Annotated in this window: 16 protein-coding genes; 3 read left to right on the top strand and 13 right to left on the bottom strand. The window is 62.5% G+C overall.

The genetic code is table 11. The features are described from left to right. Positions 1-8: 8 nt before the first annotated feature. The gene (locus J4E63_RS20080) at positions 9-545 is read right to left on the bottom strand and encodes a dihydrofolate reductase family protein (protein WP_207283104.1); all 537 of its coding nucleotides are present in this window, start codon (positions 543-545) and stop codon (positions 9-11) included. A 114-nt stretch (positions 546-659) separates the two neighbouring features. Continuing rightward, entirely contained in the window at positions 660-1589 is a 930-nt protein-coding gene (gene argC / locus J4E63_RS20075; protein WP_207283103.1) for an N-acetyl-gamma-glutamyl-phosphate reductase, read from the bottom strand. A gap of 113 nt (positions 1590-1702) precedes the next feature. On the opposite strand from argC, the gene J4E63_RS20070 reads away from it, so the two are divergent. Together J4E63_RS20070 and J4E63_RS20065 are read left to right on the top strand one after the other, a co-directional pair. Continuing rightward, positions 1703-2587, top strand: a complete 885-nt coding sequence (locus J4E63_RS20070; protein WP_060741897.1) for a LysR family transcriptional regulator — start codon at positions 1703-1705, stop codon at positions 2585-2587. 141 nt (positions 2588-2728) lie between these two features. Next, positions 2729-4588 (top strand): ABC transporter ATP-binding protein, encoded by a 1860-nt coding sequence (locus J4E63_RS20065; RefSeq protein ID WP_207283102.1) that lies wholly within the window; start codon positions 2729-2731, stop codon positions 4586-4588. A gap of 29 nt (positions 4589-4617) precedes the next feature. On the opposite strand, the gene J4E63_RS20060 is transcribed toward J4E63_RS20065, so the two are convergent. The 10 genes from J4E63_RS20060 to J4E63_RS20015 form a co-directional block, all read right to left on the bottom strand. Further along, positions 4618-5136 (bottom strand): hypothetical protein, encoded by a 519-nt coding sequence (locus J4E63_RS20060; RefSeq protein WP_207283101.1) that lies wholly within the window; start codon positions 5134-5136, stop codon positions 4618-4620. Positions 5137-5600: 464 nt separating this feature from the next. Further along, on the bottom strand, positions 5601-8366 hold the full coding sequence (gene metC / locus J4E63_RS20055; RefSeq protein ID WP_207283100.1) for a cystathionine beta-lyase: 2766 nt from the start codon (positions 8364-8366) through the stop codon (positions 5601-5603). A 46-nt stretch (positions 8367-8412) separates the two neighbouring features. After that, positions 8413-9012, bottom strand: coding sequence for a cysteine dioxygenase (locus J4E63_RS20050; RefSeq protein WP_207283099.1), 600 nt, complete (start codon positions 9010-9012; stop codon positions 8413-8415). Between the two features lie 11 nt (positions 9013-9023). Further along, entirely contained in the window at positions 9024-9860 is an 837-nt protein-coding gene (locus J4E63_RS20045) for an amino acid ABC transporter ATP-binding protein (protein ID WP_207283098.1), read from the bottom strand. Next, on the bottom strand, positions 9847-10635 hold the full coding sequence (locus tag J4E63_RS20040; RefSeq protein ID WP_207283097.1) for an amino acid ABC transporter permease: 789 nt from the start codon (positions 10633-10635) through the stop codon (positions 9847-9849). Before J4E63_RS20040 ends, J4E63_RS20045 begins: the two co-directional genes overlap by 14 nt. After that, the gene (locus tag J4E63_RS20035) at positions 10625-11359 is read right to left on the bottom strand and encodes an amino acid ABC transporter permease (protein WP_207283096.1); all 735 of its coding nucleotides are present in this window, start codon (positions 11357-11359) and stop codon (positions 10625-10627) included. The genes J4E63_RS20040 and J4E63_RS20035 overlap by 11 nt, the downstream gene beginning before the upstream one ends. Next, positions 11356-12567: an aminotransferase class I/II-fold pyridoxal phosphate-dependent enzyme gene (locus J4E63_RS20030; RefSeq protein ID WP_207283095.1), complete on the bottom strand. Its 1212-nt coding sequence runs from the start codon at positions 12565-12567 to the stop codon at positions 11356-11358. The genes J4E63_RS20035 and J4E63_RS20030 overlap by 4 nt, the downstream gene beginning before the upstream one ends. Further along, the gene (locus J4E63_RS20025) at positions 12564-13988 is read right to left on the bottom strand and encodes an FAD-binding oxidoreductase (RefSeq protein ID WP_207283094.1); all 1425 of its coding nucleotides are present in this window, start codon (positions 13986-13988) and stop codon (positions 12564-12566) included. Before J4E63_RS20025 ends, J4E63_RS20030 begins: the two co-directional genes overlap by 4 nt. After that, positions 13985-14836, bottom strand: coding sequence for a transporter substrate-binding domain-containing protein (locus J4E63_RS20020; protein WP_192262434.1), 852 nt, complete (start codon positions 14834-14836; stop codon positions 13985-13987). Before J4E63_RS20020 ends, J4E63_RS20025 begins: the two co-directional genes overlap by 4 nt. Before the next feature lie 55 nt (positions 14837-14891). Continuing rightward, entirely contained in the window at positions 14892-15734 is an 843-nt protein-coding gene (locus J4E63_RS20015) for a transporter substrate-binding domain-containing protein (RefSeq protein WP_207283093.1), read from the bottom strand. A 242-nt stretch (positions 15735-15976) separates the two neighbouring features. Between J4E63_RS20015 and J4E63_RS20010 the strand changes: the two genes are divergently transcribed. Further along, a complete protein-coding gene (locus J4E63_RS20010; RefSeq protein WP_060741881.1) occupies positions 15977-16834 on the top strand; it encodes a LysR substrate-binding domain-containing protein in 858 nt (285 codons plus the stop codon). 36 nt (positions 16835-16870) lie between these two features. Here J4E63_RS20010 and J4E63_RS20005 read toward each other — a convergent pair whose 3' ends face one another. After that, entirely contained in the window at positions 16871-17314 is a 444-nt protein-coding gene (locus tag J4E63_RS20005; protein ID WP_207283092.1) for an HIT family protein, read from the bottom strand. Positions 17315-17564: the final 250 nt, after the last annotated feature.

The following is a 17564-nucleotide window of genomic DNA, read 5'->3' as shown; positions in this document are numbered from 1 at the left end:
CCGGTGGGTCATGGGGTCAGTCGGTAGGTGGATTGCACCAGCCCCGAAGGAAAGCTGCGGCTGGATACGAGTTTCAACTCCACATCCCGCTCAAGCCCGCCAAACAATGGCCGCCCCGAGCCAATCAACACGGGAACGGTGGTGATCACCATATCGGTGACCAACCCCTCGCGCAGAAACGACTGCACCATCCGCCCGCCATCCACATAGACGCGCTGAACGCCTTGGCTCGCCAGCTCCTCCATCAAGTCCCTGGGGGCCAGGTTGGAAAAACGCAGCTTGCCCTTCAACGCCTCGGGCACTGGTGAATCGGTCAACTGTTCGGACAGCACCACCACGGGCCGATCGTAGAACCAGGTGTCGAAGGTCCGCACCTTCTCATAGCTGCCGCGCCCCATCACGATCACGTCCTTATCGGCGATGAAGCCTGAATAGCCATGGTCCTCGGATGGGTCGTCGCGCTGTAGAAGCCAGTCGATGTCACCGCCGGACCGGGCGATGAAGCCATCCAGGCTGGTGGCGATGAAAACGTGGGCGGTGGGCATTGGGGGCTCCTTGCGCGATCGCTGCTTGCAACGGTCGAGAATAGAACGAAAGGCAGCCAAAACAGAATATTCCCGCTACCCATTGAAGTCCGGGCATCACGCTGATTGACGCGGTCAGGCGCCTGCAAGCATCAAGTCCAGATTCTGCACTGCCGCGCCAGCGGCGCCCTTCCCAAGGTTGTCAAACACCGCAGCCAGCAAAACCTGCCCGGTCTCATCGTTCTCGAACACCGACAAGCGCAAATCATCTGTGCCGTTCAGCGCTTGGGGATCGAGGAACGTCAACTCCTTAGCTTCCTGCATCGACATCACGTGTACATGGCGCGCATCGGCGTAGTGCCGGGTCAGACACGCATGCAACTGCACCGCGCTCACGCCAGGCGCCAACAAGCGGGTTTGCACAGGTATGGTCAGCGCGATTCCCTGCCGAAAAGCGCCATAGGCCGGCACAAACATCGGCCGTTCCGTCAGCCCGCTTTGCTGCTGAATCTCCGGAATATGCTTGTGTGCCAGCCCCAGCCCATAGACCTGAAACGCCGGCGCCGGCGATGCGCCTTCCCCCTCATATTCTTGTACGCCGGCACGCCCTTTTCCGGAATAGCCCGACACGGCATAAATATTCATCGGGTAGTCCGTGGGCAGTAGCCCAGCCTCCAGCAGTGGACGTAGCAGCCCTATCGCTCCCGTGGGATAGCAACCGGGGTTGCTGACCCGCCGCGCCGTGGCGATTCGTCTGGCCTGCTGCGGGTTCATCTGCGCGAAACCGTAGACCCAGTCTGGATGGGTACGGTGCGCCGAACTTGCATCGATCACGCGGACAGCTGGGTTTTTGATGCTCGCTACCGCATCGCGCGCAGCCGGGTCGGGCAAGCAAAGAATTGCGATGTCGCAGTCGTTGATGATTTCAGCGCGGCGTTGCGGATCCTTGCGATATTCGGCGCTGAGGGTGAGCAGCCGCAGATCGCTCCGGTCGCGCAGACGTTGATGGATTTGCAACCCGGTGGTGCCTTGGTCGCCATCGATGAATACAAGGGGACTTGCCATGGCATGCTCTCGAACATTGAAAATCAGGAGTTCCAATGTTCAGCGAGGCGCTAAGATAGGAAAAGTTGAATTTATTAACGCTGGAATTCAGTTTTTCTGAACAAGGACTCACTATGCGGGAAATCAGTCTGGACCGGCTGCGTACGTTGGTGGCGATTGCCGACCTGGGATCGTTTGCCGAAGCCGCGCGTGTGCTGCACCTTGCGCCGCCCACTGTCAGCCTGCATATCGCCGACCTGGAGTCGCGGGTGGGTGGCAAGCTCTTGTCGCGCACACGTGGGCGCGTTCAGCCTTCGGCAATAGGGAACACCCTGGTGGAGCGCGCGCGGCGCCTGTTGGCGGATGCGGAACAGGCGCTAGAGGACGTGGAGCGTCAGGTACAGGGCTTGGCCGGACGTGTGCGGCTTGGCGCCTCCACCGGGGCCATCGCACAGTTGCTGCCGAACGCTTTGGACACGTTGAGCCAACGCCACCCCGCGATCGATGTGCAGGTCGCGGTGCTCACCTCCCAGGAAACCTTGAAGAAGCTTGCCGAGGGCTCCTTGGAGATCGGTCTGGTCGCGCTGCCGCAGTCGCCGGTGAAGGGCTTGCGGATCGAGCCGTGGCGACGGGACCCGGTCATGGCCTTCTTGCCGGCTCGCTGGGAATGCCCGGATACCGTGACACCCGGTTGGCTGTCCGCTCAGCCGTTGATTTTGAATGACACCACCACTCGCCTTTCGCGCTTGACGTCGGAGTGGTTCGCCAGTGACGGCCGACAGCCTGTGCCGCGCATTCAACTGAACTACAACGATGCGATCAAAAGCCTGGTGGCGGCGGGATATGGTGCGACATTGTTGCCCCATGAGGCCTCCACGCCATTGCCCGATACCCGGATCGTCATGCGGCCATTAAAGCCCTTGTTGTGGCGTCAACTGGGTATCGCCCACCGCAGTCTGGACATCGAGCGGCCTACGCAACATGTACTGGATGTGTTGTGGGAGTTGAGCGCGCAGTGATGCCCCCCAAATGCTTCGAACTTTGCCGTCGCCAAAGAGACTACTTGAAAGTGCCAGCACCACCGGTGGTCGTGGTGCCACATAACCCTCAAAGCAGCCTCTAAGTGGCAGAATCCCTAATCGATCGTTTCGGAGACCCCCATGCTTCGCGTATTTGAACAAAGGCTCGACCCTTTCCCGCCCGACGAGGTACCGCCACCGCCCGAAGGCCTGGCTCGGTTTCTCTGGGCCTGCACACGGGGGGTCCGCGGTTACATCCTCGCGTTTGCGCTGCTCAGCGCCGGTGTGTCGATCTATGAAGCCTGGCTGTTTTCCTTCCTCGGCCAGGTCGTGGACCTGCTCTCGACCTGGCAGGCCGGCGGTGAGGCGGCGGCGCAGGAAAGTCGCGTGCTGTGGGGCATGGGCCTCGTCATGCTGGCCAGCATCGGGCTGGTAGCGTTGCGTACCATGGTGCAGCACCAGGTATTGGCGATCAATCTGCCGTTGCGGCTGCGCTGGGACTTCCACCGCCTGATGCTGCGGCAAAGCCTGTCGTTTTTTTCCGACGAGTTCTCTGGCCGGGTCACCACCAAGGTGATGCAGACTGCGCTGGCCGTGCGTGACGTGCTGTTCACCCTGATCGAGATCGCCCCCGGAATCGGCGTGTATTTCATCGCGATCATCGCATTGGCCGGTGGCTTCGCCCTGAAACTGATGCTGCCTTTCGTGGCCTGGATCGTGCTGTTCGGGCTGGCCATGCTCTACTTCGTGCCCCGCCTGGGGAAAGTCGGACAGGAACAGGCCAATGCGCGCTCTTCGATGACCGGACGTATCTCGGACGCCTACACCAACATCACGACCGTGAAGCTGTTCTCCCACTCCAATCGTGAAGCCCACTTCGCGCGCGCGGCCATGGAGGATTTCAAACAGACCGGCTTTCGCCAGATGCGTCTGGTCAGCCAATTCGAGATCGTCAACCAGGCGTTGGTGGTGGGGTTGATCATGGCAGCGGGCGGTTATGCCCTCTGGCTATGGCACCAGGGCGACGTCGGCGCCGGTGCCGTGGCGGCGATCACCGCCATGGCGTTGCGTATCAACGGCATGTCGCACTGGATCATGTGGCAAATGACCTCGCTGTTCGAGAGCATCGGCACCGTGCAGGATGGCATGGCCACCCTTACCCGAGGCCCCAAGGTGCAGGATGCGCCGGACGCGGGGGTGCTGGTGACCTCCGGCGGAGCGGTCACCTTCGACAATGTGAGCTTCAACTACAACGGCGAACGCCAGGTGCTCAATGGCTTGAGCCTGAACATTCGCCCGGGCGAGAAAATCGGCCTGGTGGGCCGCTCCGGCGCGGGCAAATCCACGCTCATCAACTTGCTGCTGCGCTTCTATGATGTCGACAGCGGACAGATCCGAATTGACGGGCAAGATATCGCGCAGGTGACGCAGGACAGCCTGCGCAGCGCCATCGGCATGGTCACCCAGGATACGTCCCTGCTGCACCGCTCCATTCGCGACAACATCGCCTATGGCCGCCCCGATGCGAGCGACGCACAAATCCGCCGTGCCGCGGCCAATGCCCAGGCCGATGAGTTCATCAGCCAACTGAGCGACCGCCAGGGCCACACCGGCTACGACACCTTGGTCGGCGAGCGCGGCATCAAGCTGTCGGGCGGCCAGCGCCAGCGCGTCGCGATTGCCCGAGTGATGCTCAAGAACGCCCCGATCCTGCTCCTTGACGAGGCGACCAGCGCGCTGGATTCGGAAGTCGAAGTGGCCATCCAGGAAAGCCTCGATGAAATGATGCAGGGTAAAACCGTCATCGCCATCGCCCATCGGCTGTCCACGATTGCGGCGATGGATCGACTGATTGTCATGGACGATGGACGCATCATCGAACAGGGCACCCACAGCGAATTGCTCGCCAAGAACGGCATCTATGCGCGGCTGTGGCACCATCAGAGTGGCGGGTTCCTGGGTGAGGACCGGTGGGTGGGCGAGGCGATGGATCAGGTATGAGCGTGGATGGCCCGGGGGGGCAACGCGACTTACCTTTTCTCAACCAATCGCAGTGACTGTGCCCCCTCCAGCGATAGGTGAATCACAGCAGCCCTGCTCGGGAAGTTCGGTGCATCGTCATCGGTATTCTCCATCACAGGAATGTCGATCAGCGTCTGCTCACCCGTCGGGTCGCTGACCAGCTTGGCATCCAGTTTGTCGATGGCACGCCAGCTGTCGCCACCGATGCGCATCACGTCCAACAGGCTGTAGTGCGGCACGCCTTCCTCGTTCTCTTCGGGCGTAAAGGCCGCCAGGTATTGGCTGTAGTTGTTGCCCATACCGAAACCCTCGATGGTGAAGACCGCGAGGGTGACTTGGCTGTCCTCACCCGTGTCCAGCGTCTGCACCAGCGTCGCTTCCGGGTAGCCGGTGGCATAGCTGTCCTTGATGAGCGCTACCAAGTGCCCGATCTGTGTTTCCAGGGCTTTCGGAACGGATTTCGATTCAGCGGCGTGAGTCAGGGTGCAGGTGAAAAACAAGGCAGCGGTCAGCAGGCGCAATTTCATGAAAGTGAATGTCCAGGGCGTCGGGAGGTCTGCGCCCAATGGTAGCGGTTGGCAAGGGATTTGGTAGCCCAGTGTCGATAGGTTTTGTGGTGGGGTGCACAACCTTGCTCGCCAAAGCGGTGGATCAGTGCGCATTGAGGTTGGATGCACTGCCACCATCGCGAGCAAGCTCGCTCCCACAGTGGATTTGTGGTGCTGCACGGTACTTCAAACCTATGCAGGACCCTTGTGGGAGCGAGCTTGCTCGCGATAGCGGAATGTCAGGCGACATTGATGTTGGATGGGCTCGCGAAAGCGGAATGTCAGGCGACATTGATGGTGAATGGGCTGGCCTCATCGCGAGCAAGCTCGCTCCCACAGTGGATTTGTGGTGCTGCACAGTATTTGAAACCTATGCAGGCCCCTTGTGGGAGCGAGCTTGCTCGCGAAAGCGGTGGGTCAGTTCGCAATCGATGTTGGATGCTTCAAGTCATCGATGCACTGGCAGCAGCCTGAGCAAACCCCTGCCGCAAGTCCTCGATCAACACCTCGACATCCTCCAACCCCACATGCAAGCGCACCACCGGGTTCAATGCCCGATCCTCGGCACGTTGCCGATCCTGGGTATCGGCAACGGTCACCAGGCTCTCGAATCCCCCCCAGGACGCGCCCAACCCGAACACCTGCAATGCGTCGATGAATCGCTCCAGGTAAGCGTCGTCGTGTTCGCGAAGTTCAAAGGACAGCAACCCATTGCTGCCCTTGAAATCCCGCTGCCACAACCCGTGGCCGGGATGCTCGGGCAGCGCGGGATGGAAGACCCGCTTCACCTGCGGTTGCGCCTGCAGCCAATGGGCGATTTCCAGGGCCTGGCGCTCATGGGTGTCCAGGCGTGGCACGAGGGTGCGCGCGCCACGCAGGACCAGGTAGGCGTCGTCGGGGCTGACGGTGTTGCCGAAGCTGTCGCTCATGGCCGCCAGTGCCGGCCAAGCCTCCTGGCGCGTGCACACGCTGCCCATGACCACGTCGCTGTGGCCGCTCAGGTATTTGGTCAGGGCCATGATCGAGATGTCGGCGCCTAATGCCAGTGGCCGGTACAACACGCCCGAACCCCAAGTATTGTCCACCGCCAGCAAGATGCCGCGCGGCTTGCAGAGTGCGGCGATGGCCGGCAAGTCGCAGAGCTCGTACAGCAATGAACCGGGCACTTCGGTGTAGACCATTTTGGTGTTGGCCTGCAACCGTCCGGGCAGGTCGCTGCCGTCGGGGGCGAAGTAGTCGACTTCTATGCCGAAGGCCTCGAGGAAGTCCCGGGCCACACGCCGTACCGGGGCATACACCGCATCGGTGATCAGCACATGATCGCCAGGCCGCAGGTAGGCCAGGAAGGTTTGCGCCACGGCAGCCAACCCGGTGCCAAACAGCCGAGTGCGGTAGCCACCCTCCAATTCAGTCACGAGGTCTTCCAGGGCGAAGGCCGTCGGATTGCCCCGGGCGCCATAACTCAGCACGCGCTCGCTGTCGCGCCGGGCACGGGCGTCACGCATCTGGGCCAGGTTGTCGAACAGCACCGTGCTCAGGCGGCTGACCGGTACGTTGACGGGCCTGGCACCGACGCCCTTTGCGGTGCGCGCGCCATGGACCAGACGGGTCCGCAGCCGCTCAGCGACAGTGCTTTGAGGCTGTCCCAGCAATGGCTTGAGGCTGGCGATCTCCTCCTCGCTCATTTGCGCCAGCAGACCGATTTCCCACGCCAGGTATTGGCGCGCCGCGTCCTTGTTGCCAGCGTGACGGTCGTGGGTGAAAAACAGGAAATCGATGCACTGTGCATCCGGCAATGTATCGGCGCCTTCTTGCAGCGCCAGGCCCGCCGAGCGCCAGGCATCCGGACCGCCGTCCAGCAAACGGACCTCAACTTGAGGCAGTTCCAGTGCCGCCAGGGCGGCGAGTCGGGCGTCATCGGCCACCAGCACCAGCGGCCGCTGCTCACCCGCCAGCGCACGGGCCAATAACGGCCGGATCGACCAACGCGCCCCGGCGATATGACCTTTGCGATACGCCCGGCTCGAACGCAGGTCGATCAAGGCCACTGCGTCATCCTTCAGGGCGTCGGCCAAGGCCTGCACTCTGATCAGCGGCAGCTTTTCCGGCGCGACGCCGGCTCGAGCCGGTAATGCCAGGCCACTGCTCAACCCACCGGACAACACAAAGGCCTCGTGCCCCAGCTGCCGCAACCAACTGGCAATGATCGGTGCGCGTACGCCGTCGTTGTCGAACAGCACCACCCGCGCCTGGCGCACGCCCACGTACAAATCGGTGGATTGAATCAACTGCCCGCCCGGCGTGTGTTGCGCACCCGACAACGTGCCAGCGGCAAACTCCTCGGCGGTGCGCACGTCGCAGAGGAACAGACTGCGCCCGGCGTCCGCGGCCCACTGCTCGACCTGGGCGACCCCAACGACAGGCGCTCCGGCCCGCTCGGCCAGCTGTGTCGCCGCCAAGCGCTGCCCCGGCAACGTGCTACTCGACACCTCATCGGCATAACGACGCTCGCTGCCGTGTTCCAGTTGAAGATCTTCCAGGTGCCAGCCTTGCGTACCGTTTTCCAGGGCATAGATCGGGTTTTTCAAACCCAGGTCGATCAACGTCTGGGCGCCAATGATGCTGCGGGTCCGGCCGGCGCAATTGACCACGATAGGGGTCTGCTCGTCCGGCACCAGGTCGTGCACGCGGTAGCCCAGTTCGCCGTTGGGGCAACAGATCGAACCGGGAATGGTCATCTTGCGATACTCCTCCAGCGGTCGGCCGTCGAGGATCACCAGCGGCTCACCCCGAGCCTGCCACTGCGCCAGTTGGCGGGCGCTGACGTGAGGCGTGTGACGGACCGCCTCCACCTGCTCGCCAAAGGCCTTGGACGGCACGTGCACACCAGCAAACAGCTGATAGCCGGCGGCCTGCCAGCCATCGGCGCCGCCCTCCAGGATGTGCACATTGACATAGCCCAACGCTTGCAGGCGTTGCGCCGCACGGGCCGCCAGATCCCCGCCATCCTGATCATGGAGCACCAACCGCACCTGGAGGTTCGGCGCCAGCCGCCGCACTTCCAACTCCAAACGGCTATAGGGCAGGTTCACCCCGAAAAACAGATGGGCTTCGCCATATTGGCCGTGCTCACGCACATCAAACAGGGCGATTTCCTGCCCGTCGAACAACCACCGCTGCAGTTGCTGGGGAGTTAGGGTCTGGCTCATGGGAGTCCCGCTGGAAAAATGGAGTGACTGGAACGCAAGGTTGGCGTCAGTGGGCATAGGCCTTGATCGACGGGGCCATTTGCGAGGCGTTGTAATTGAGGATGCGCCCGTCGGCTTCGACGCCGTAACGGCCGTTGAGTGACTCCAGCGGCAAGCCATAGAGATGGAAATGCAGGGTCGGTTGCTCGCCTGCGACCCGAATGCCATGCAGGTCTTCCCCCAGGAACGCGATGGATGTACCGGGCTGCACGATCACCTCCTTTTCCAGGCGCAAGGTGGTGTATCCCGGTTCGCGACCCTCGTCATCGCGTTGATAGACGTAGTTGATTTCCTGGCCTTCAATGGCGCTGATGATGGCCCAGGTCTCGTGGTTGTGGGGGATGGTGCTTTTGCCCGGTAGCAGCGAGTTCAGGTACAGCGTCGGGGTGTCGCCGTCGTCATTGAGGCGATAGCGAAACGCGGTGCTGCCCTGCCCCGGCTCCGGTGCCGGAAAGGCCTCGAAGTTGAACAGATCGCGGCGCTCGGCCAGGGCTTCCAGCAGCACGACAATCTGCTTGAGCGCGGCTCGGTCGACGCCACGCTGGTGAATGACGCGCACTTCCTTGAGGAAGTTCTCGATGATATCGGCACGGTCAGGGGTGGTCATGGCAGGCTCCTTTAGACGGACAGGCTATAGCGACTCAGGTTGGTCAACAGGTAAGGATCATCGGCTACGGGTGGCCGCCGCCCCGGGTCACCCAAGGCATGGCGCAGAAACTCCCGGGTGCGCTCGCTGGTGGGGTGCTGGAAAATCCGCGCGGCGCTACCGTGCTCGACAATCACGCCGTTCTCGGTGAAATAGACGACATCGCTGATCTCCTCGGCGAAACGCATTTCGTGGGTCACCAGCACACAGGTCATGCCCTCTTCGGTCAGCTCGCGAATCACCGTCAACACCTCGCCGACCGTTTCCGGGTCCAGGGCCGAGGTCACTTCATCGAACAGGATCAGCTCCGGCCGCATCGCCAGGGCGCGGGCAATCGCCACCCGTTGTTGCTGGCCGCCCGAGAGTTGTCCCGGATAGGCATCGGCCTTGTGCTCCATGCGCACCTTGGCGAGCAAGGCGCGGGCATCTTTCTCGGCGTCGGCCCGATTGCGGCCCAGGACCTTGCGCGGCGCAATCACCAAGTTCTCCAGCACCGACAGATGCGGGAACAGGTTGTACTGCTGGAACACAAACCCCACGCGCTTGCGCAACTCGATGCGTTGGGCTTCCTGGGCCAGGGTGTGGACCTCGGTGGCACCGACACGGATGCTGCCCCGCTGGGGTTGCAACAGGCCGGTGATGCAACGCAGGATCGTCGACTTGCCCGAGCCGGAAGGGCCGATGATCGACACGGCTTCGCCACGGCGCACGTCCAGGTCAATGCCCTTGAGCACCGGGTTGCTGCCGAACGACAAGTGCAGGTCGCGCAGGCTGACCAGGGGTTCGGCGACGGTTTCAGTAGAAGGCATAACGTCGCTCCAGGTATTGGGTAAGGCGGGAAATCGGGTAGCAATAAGCAAAGAACAGCACCAGCAGACTCAGGTAGATCACCACGGTGAAGCCGGTCAGGTTCACGGTGTTGCTGGCGATCTGCGCGGTGTCGATCACGTCGTGCACGCCCACCAGGGAAGCCAGTGCGGTGCCCATGGTGATCACCGCGTAGAGGTTCATCCACGGCGGCAACATGCGCTTGAAGCACTGCGGCAGGATGATCGAGCGGAAAATCTGCCCACGGGTGAACGCCAGGGAACGCGCCGCCTCCCATTGGGTGCTGGGAATCGAGGCGATGGCGCCACGGAAGATTTCCGCGACATTGGCGCTGGCCGGCAAAGCCAGGCCGAGGGTGACCTTGACCCAGTCGGGGAACGCGACATAGGTACTGCCGATACGAACCTCGAACGGGAACACATACGTAGTGAAGTAGATCAGCACCAGCCAGGGCGCGTTGCGGAAGACCTGCACCCAGATCCGCGCCGGCCAGCGCAGCAAGCGCAGGGGCGACAGGACCATGGCGCCGACCAACAGCCCCGCCGCAGAACCCAGCCCAATGGCCAGCAGGCTGATGAGAATGTTCTGGCCGAACCCTGCGGCCAGGGCCGGCGACCATTGCAACAAGGCCTTGAACACCGGACTGTGCGGGGCGACATACACCAGCCAGGACAACGTCGCCAGCCCCAGCAGCACTTTGCCGAAATGTCGCCGCGGCCAGGCCCGTGGCGCGATGACGGACGAATCAATGGCCATAGCCGGGCATCCTCAGGCGCGCTTCGAGATAGCGCCCCACGCAGTTGACGGTGAAACTCAGCAGGCCGAAAAAGCCCAGGATCAGGATCATCAGCTCCAGCACGTTATCGCTCTGGGTCCAGATCATGATGGCCGCATAGGTGATGTCGCCCACGGCAATGGCCGAGGCCACGGCGGTCATTTTCACCAGGTCGATCAGGTTGTTGATCAGCGACGGCAAGGCAAAACGCAGGGCAAGGGGCAGTTGCACGTTCCATAACAATTGACGGCTGTTGAAGGCCAGCGAACTGGCCGCCTCCAGGGTCACCGTGGGCACGGCCTCGATGCCGGCCCGCAGCGCCTCGGCATGGAACGCGCCCTTGTGCAGCGAGATCACGATCACCACCCAGGCGAAGGGGGTCAGCGGGTTGGCCGTACCGACGGCCTCGGTCAGCAGCATGTTCAGCACCAGGAAGGCGCAATACAGCTGCACCAGGGTCGGCGTGTTGCGCGTGACTTCGACAAACACCCGCGCAGGCTTTGCAAGCCAGGCCTTGCCCGAGGTCAACAGCGCCGCCAGGCCGACGCCCGCCAACAGGCTGCCGACGATGGTCAGCAGGCACAGCAACACCGTGGTCAACGCGCCCTGCTCCAGCGTGCCACGCTGATAGGCATCGAGCAGAAAGTTGTAGTTGAGGCCGAGCCCGGCACTCCAGTGGACGAATTGCTCCAGCCAATGGGTCATGGTTCGCCCCTCAATTGACCGCAGGCGTGGGCAATACGGCGACCCGCTTCGGTGACGGTTTCGGTCGCCGTGGCGATGGACAGGCGAAACCACGGCGACAAGCCATAGGCACTGCCTGCAACGCCAGCCACGCCCTCGTCCAGCAGGTACGCAACGACATCGGCATCGTGCTCCAGCCGCTGACCGTCCGGGCGATAGCGCCCCAACAACCCGGCGCAGCACACAAAGACGAAAAAACCACCGTGAGGCTCGAGGACTTCAAGGCCCTCGACATTGCGCAAGGTGCTCACCAGCACATCACGGCGCTGACGATAGGCCGCGACCTGTTCCGGCAAGAAATCCAGCCCGCCCTCGAACGCCGCCAAGGCCGCTGCCTGGCCGACCGAGGACGCCCCGGAGGTCGATTGCGATTGCACCACGGTCATGGCATCGGTCAGCGCTTGCGGCCCGGCACCGAAACCGATGCGCCAACCGGTCATGGCATAGGTTTTCGACACCCCGCCCACCAGCAGGCAGCGCGATTGCAAATCCGGCGCGACGTTGAGCAGGTTCTGGGACGAGCGCCCGTCGAAACGAATATGTTCGTAGAGCTCATCCAGCAGAATCAACACGTGGGCATGCCGGCGCAGCACCAGGGCCAAACCTTGCAGTTCTGCCTCGCTGTACACCGCGCCACTGGGGTTGCCGGGGCTATTGAGGATCAGCCAGCGCGTACGCTCGCCGATGTGTTGCTCCAGTTGTCGAGGCGTGAGCTTGCAGCCTTGGTCCAGCCCACATTCGATGAACACCGGCTCACCGCCGTTGAAGCGCACGCTGTCCGGAAAGGACGGCCAGTATGGCGTCGGTACCAGCACCTCGTCGCCGTCATCGAGGGTCGCGGCGAAGGCATTGAAGATGATCTGTTTCGCTCCGTTGGCAATCACAATGGATGCCAGCGGATAGTCCAGCTGGTTTTCCGTGCGCAGCTTGCGTTGCACCGCCACTCGCAAGGCCTTCACACCCGGCGTCGGCGTGTACTTGGTGGCGCCGGCGGCAATGGCGGCATAGGCGGCCTGCTTGATGTGCGCCGGCGTATCGAAATCCGGCTCACCGGTGGTCAGGTCGAGAATGTCGCGACCGGCGTCACGCAGGGCCGTGGCCCGGGACTTGGCGGCGGCATTGGCGGACAGCGAGACACGCTGCACGCGCTTGGACAGGTAAAGTGTCATGGCTGGATTTGCTCCAGGACCTTGCCCGGATTGAGCAGATTGCGCGGATCCAGGGCCTGCTTGATCCGGTGCATCAGGTCCAGTTCCACGGTACTTTTGTAACGCCCCAGCTCGTTCACCTTGCGCTGGCCGATCCCGTGTTCGGCACTGATCGAGCCGCCATGGGCGTGGGCGCTGTCGTGGACCAGTCGGCTGAGGGCGGCGTAATGGGCCATGTGCGCGCCGACCGTGGAGTCAAGCGGATGGGCGACGTTGTAATGCAGGTTGCCGTCCCCCAAGTGACCGAAGGTGTAATGCCGCACGCCGGGAAACTGCTCCTGCAACAGCGCGTCGGTATGGGCAACGAACGCCACGACCTGGGAAATCGGCACCGAGATATCATGCTTCATGTTGCGACCGGCACGCTTTTGCGCATCACTCATGTTTTCCCGCAGCTGCCAGAACGCCTGGCTCTGGACGAGGTTTTCGGCGATCAGCGCATCGGCCAGCAGCTGCTGCTCGAAGGCTTCACCCAGTACCTGCTCGAAAACTTCCCGTGCATGGGATTCACTGTGGTTATCGGACAGTTCCAACAGCGCGAACCAAGGCTGGCGAGCACTGGCGAAGGGACGCGGACCGTCGGGAAACTGCTCGCGCAATAGCGCAAGGCACTCGGCACTGAGCAACTCGAAGGCCGTCAGGCTGGCACCAAAGCCGGCGCGGGCATGGGACAACAAGGCCACGGCCTGCTCCAGGGAGTCGAACGCCAGAAGCGCGGTGGCCTGGGCCTTGGGCAGCGGAAACAGCTTCAGGGTCGCGGCGGTGATAATGCCGAGCGTGCCTTCGCTGCCGATAAACAGGTCCCGCAAATCGTAGCCGGTATTGTCCTTGCGCAAGCCGCGCAGGCCATCCCAGACTTCACCCTGGGCGGTCACGACTTCCAGGCCCAGGGTCAATTCACGGGTATTGCCGTAGCGCAGCACCGCGGTGCCGCCGGCATTGGTGCCCAGGTTGCCGCCGAGGGTGCAACTGCCTTCGGCACCGAGGCTCAAGGGGAACAAGCGACCGGCTTCGCGTGCAACGTCCTGGACAGTTTGCAGGATGCAGCCCGCCTCGACGGTCAGGGTGTCGTTGTCGGTGTCCACGGCGCGTACCCGATTCATTCGGTCGAGCAACAGCAACACGGCACGGCCGCTGGCGTCCGGGGTGGCGCCACCCATCAGTCCGGTGTTGCCACCCTGCACCACCACCGGTGTGTCAGTCGCGGCGCAAGCCCGGACCACCGCCGCGACCTCTTCGGTACTGGCCGGGTGTACTGCGGCAATCACCTGGCCGACGTAACGGCCCTGCTTGTCGGTCAGGTACGGCGCGGCGTCTTCGCTGCCCTGCACATGCTTGGCGCCGACCAGTGCCTGCAACGTCAAAAACAACGACTGGCTCATGGTTGCGCGGCCAGGGGGGCCGCCTGACTGTACTTGGCATGCAGATCACGCAAGGCCTGGGACGGCGCCATACCGGTGCGCTCGCCCAGCTCGATCAGCCAGCCGCTGCGGTGCCAGTCGCGCACGATGGCATCGAGTTTGGCCTGGGTGTCGTGCTCGCCCTTGCGCAGCCAGATCACCGAATTCGATGGGATCAGATCCCCCGGCAGCGGGATTTCATAACCGGCCCATTCGGCTTCGCTCAACAGCGCATGCAGGGTCGGGCTCACATGGACCGCTGCCACGCAGCCATTGCCGCGCAACGACAGCAGCGACTCGGACTGGCTGCGAAAAGCCTTGATCTGTGCGCCGTAGGTTTCCTGCAGGGGCTTGATGAAGTTGCTGCCCTGGGACACGCATACCGGTTTGCCTTTGAGGTCGGCCCACTGGCGGATGCCGGAACCCTTGCGAATCAGCGCCGCCCCACCGACCTCTTCATAGGGCGTCGGCACGTAGTCGAGAATCTCGCCACGCTCTTCGGTGAACTGCATGTTGGCGATCAGGATGTCGACTTTGCCCTGTTGCAGGAATTGCACACGGTTTGGCGCCAGCACCGACACGGTCTGGGTCTCCACCCCCAGCGCCTTGCCGATGCCCTGGGCCAACTCGACGTTGTAGCCCAGGTGCTCGCCTGTCTTGGGATCGATGGTGCCGAACGGCGCACCACTGAGCATCACCCCGACGCTGATGGCATGCCGTTGCTCGATCCGGTCCAGCGTGGCATCGGCCTGGGCCAGGCTGGCCGCGCAGCCGACGGACCACGCCAGGCACAGGCTGACCAGGGTTCGTGGAGCGAAAAATGAAATCATGGGCAATGACCTTGAACGTCGGTTGGTTGAAAGGCGAAAACAGGCGCGACGATCCTCAGGCGCCGTTGGCCTGGAACTGTTTCTGCAATTCCACCAAGGCGGGTGACGCCGGGGTGATTCGGTTACGGGTCTGGGCCTCGATCAGCCAGCCGCTGCGGTGCAATTGCTTGATGATCGGGTCGAGTTTGGCCTGGGTATCGCTTTCACCCTTGCGCGTCCAGATCACCGAGGGCGCCGGGTTCAGCTCCGGGCTCAGGGCGCGGTAACCCTGCCATTCGGCGTTTTCGGCAATCAGTGGATTGATCAGCGTGGCGTCGTGCACCGCCGCGACGCAGTTGTTGCCACGCAGTGCCAGGAGTGATTCCGAGGAGCTCTTGAAAGCCTTGATCTGGACGCCCAACTCGGTGAGCGGCTTGATGTAGCTGCTGCCCTGGGAGGTGCACACCGGTTGATTCTTCAGGTCTTCCCAGCGGCTGATCGTGCTGTCCTTGAGCACCGCCGCGGTGCCACCGACGCGGTAGAACGGCGTGGGTACGAACCCGAGGATTTCACCGCGCTCGGCGGTCCATTCCATGTTGGCGATCAGCACATCGACTTTGCCCTGCTGCAGGAACTGCACGCGGTTGGCGGGCAATACCGGCACCAGTTGCACCTCGGCGCCCAGTTGCCGGCCCAATTCCTGAGCGAGCTCGACGTTCAAGCCGCGCGGTTTCTGGGTGGCGGGGTCGATGCTGCCGAACGGGCCACCGGACAGCAGCACACCCACCGCCAGTTCGTGGCGCTGTTCGATCTTGTCCAGAGTGGCATCGGCCTGGGCGATGTTGACGGCTGACAATGAAATCAAGGCGCCCAGCATGACAGGCAGCAATCGTTTTACAGGTGAGCGCTCGAGCAACATGGATTTCCCCTCATGGATGGCCGGCGTCCCCCGACCTGATGAGTGGGCATCCTAGGGAGCGCCTTGAGGCAAAGGAAATTCAAATATCTAATATCGTTATAACTCTCAGGGTTTGGTTTCCAGGCGAAAAACTTATAACCGCTGTTTTACTGGCTTGCAGTCAAGCCCCCGTCGCAAGACTCCCCTCAACCCATAAAAATCTGTAATGTTTAGGTTTGCACCCTTGATGTGAAGCAACCGCCATGTCGACCCTCGATCTCGAGTTACTGCGCACCTTCATCGCCGTGGTCGATCACCACAGCTTCGCCGAAGCCGGCGCCCAGTTGTCTCGCACACAATCTTCAGTGACCCAGCACATGCAACGCCTGGAACAGCAGGTCGGGGTAAGCCTGTTCGAAAAACGCGGACGGCAAAAACAGCTCACGGAAGCCGGCCAGCAATTGCTGCGGCATGCGCGACAGATGCTATCGCTCAATGACGACGTCCTCAGCTCCCTGCGTGAGAGCAGCCTCAGCGGCGTGCTGCGCATCGGTTCGCCCCACGACATCGCCGACACCATCCTGCCCCCGATCCTCAGCCACATCGCCCGCTCGGCCCCGCGCTTGCGCCTGGAAATCGATGTCGGACGCAGTCCGTTCCTGATGGACGACCTGCATCGAGGCAAGGTCGACATGATCATCTCCACCCGCCAGGATCCGAGCCTTGAAGGCTTCGCCTTGCGCACCTCACCGGTGTGGTGGATCTGCTCGGCCCAGTACCTGCACAACCCCGGCGAACCGTTGCCGCTGATTCTGGTGGATGAGCCCAGCATCTATCGCCGCTATGCCCTCGAGGCGCTCGAGCGCGCCAAGATTCCCTGGCGCCAGGCCTACCTGGCCTCCAACCTGATCGGCATCAAGGCCGCGACCCGCGCGGGCTTAGGGGTCACCCCACGCAGTATGGAAATGCTCGGCCCGGACATGCGGGTATTGGGGGAAAACGATGGTTTACCGCGGCTTCCGGACGTGACTTATCACCTGTGGATTCGACCCAATACGGTCAATCCATTGGTACGCCGGGCTTATGAGTTGATTCGCAGCAACCAGGGGCACGGGAACTGATACGGCCCGCGCCCCTTCGCAGGACCTTGCCCGGCGTCAGGCCATTGAGCGAATGCGCTCGACCAGGCGAGCCTGGAGTTTTTCCAGCGCCTCGGGATCGGCCTTGCCCCGGCCATGCACACCCGGCTCCTCACCTTCCCAGCGAGGAATGATGTGCACGTGAATGTGAAAGACCGTCTGCCCGGCCACAGCGCCATTGAACTGCGCAACCTGGACCCCGTCCGGCTGCAACTCGTCCACGATGATGCGCGTCAGGCGCTGTACGGCAGACATCATCGCGCCCAGGACAGCGGGCTCGACTTCAAGGATATTGCGCGCCTGGGAGGCTTTGGGGATGACCAGGACATGGCCGCGCGATTGCGGAAAGATATCCAGGAAGGCCAGCACATCGGCGTCTTCGTAAATCTTGTAGCACGGCGCATCGCCGCGAAGGATCAGCGCAAAGATGTTCTGCGGATCGTAATGACCGTGGAGACTCATGTTCACTCCTTGAATGGGTGTGGAGAGGTGGGTTGCCGGTAAGAGATTTAGCACAGTCCAGTGGCAACGTCTCGTAAAGGCCTGCTTGAACGTCAGGGCTGGGCTTGCTGGGGAGGGTGTCGTATCCGTTGGTATCAGTGCTGGAGCCGGACCGCTATCGCGAGCAAGCTCGCTCCCACAGGGGATTTGTGGGGGACACTCAATCACGGTCCACCGCCGGCCATTGTGGGAGCGAGCTTGCTCGCGATGG

It is taken from the genome of Pseudomonas sp. FW300-N2F2 (genome assembly GCF_017351655.1).
GTDB classification, from domain to species: Bacteria; Pseudomonadota; Gammaproteobacteria; order Pseudomonadales; family Pseudomonadaceae; genus Aquipseudomonas; species Aquipseudomonas fluorescens_AA.
This window is presented reverse-complemented; position numbering and strand designations above follow the sequence as displayed.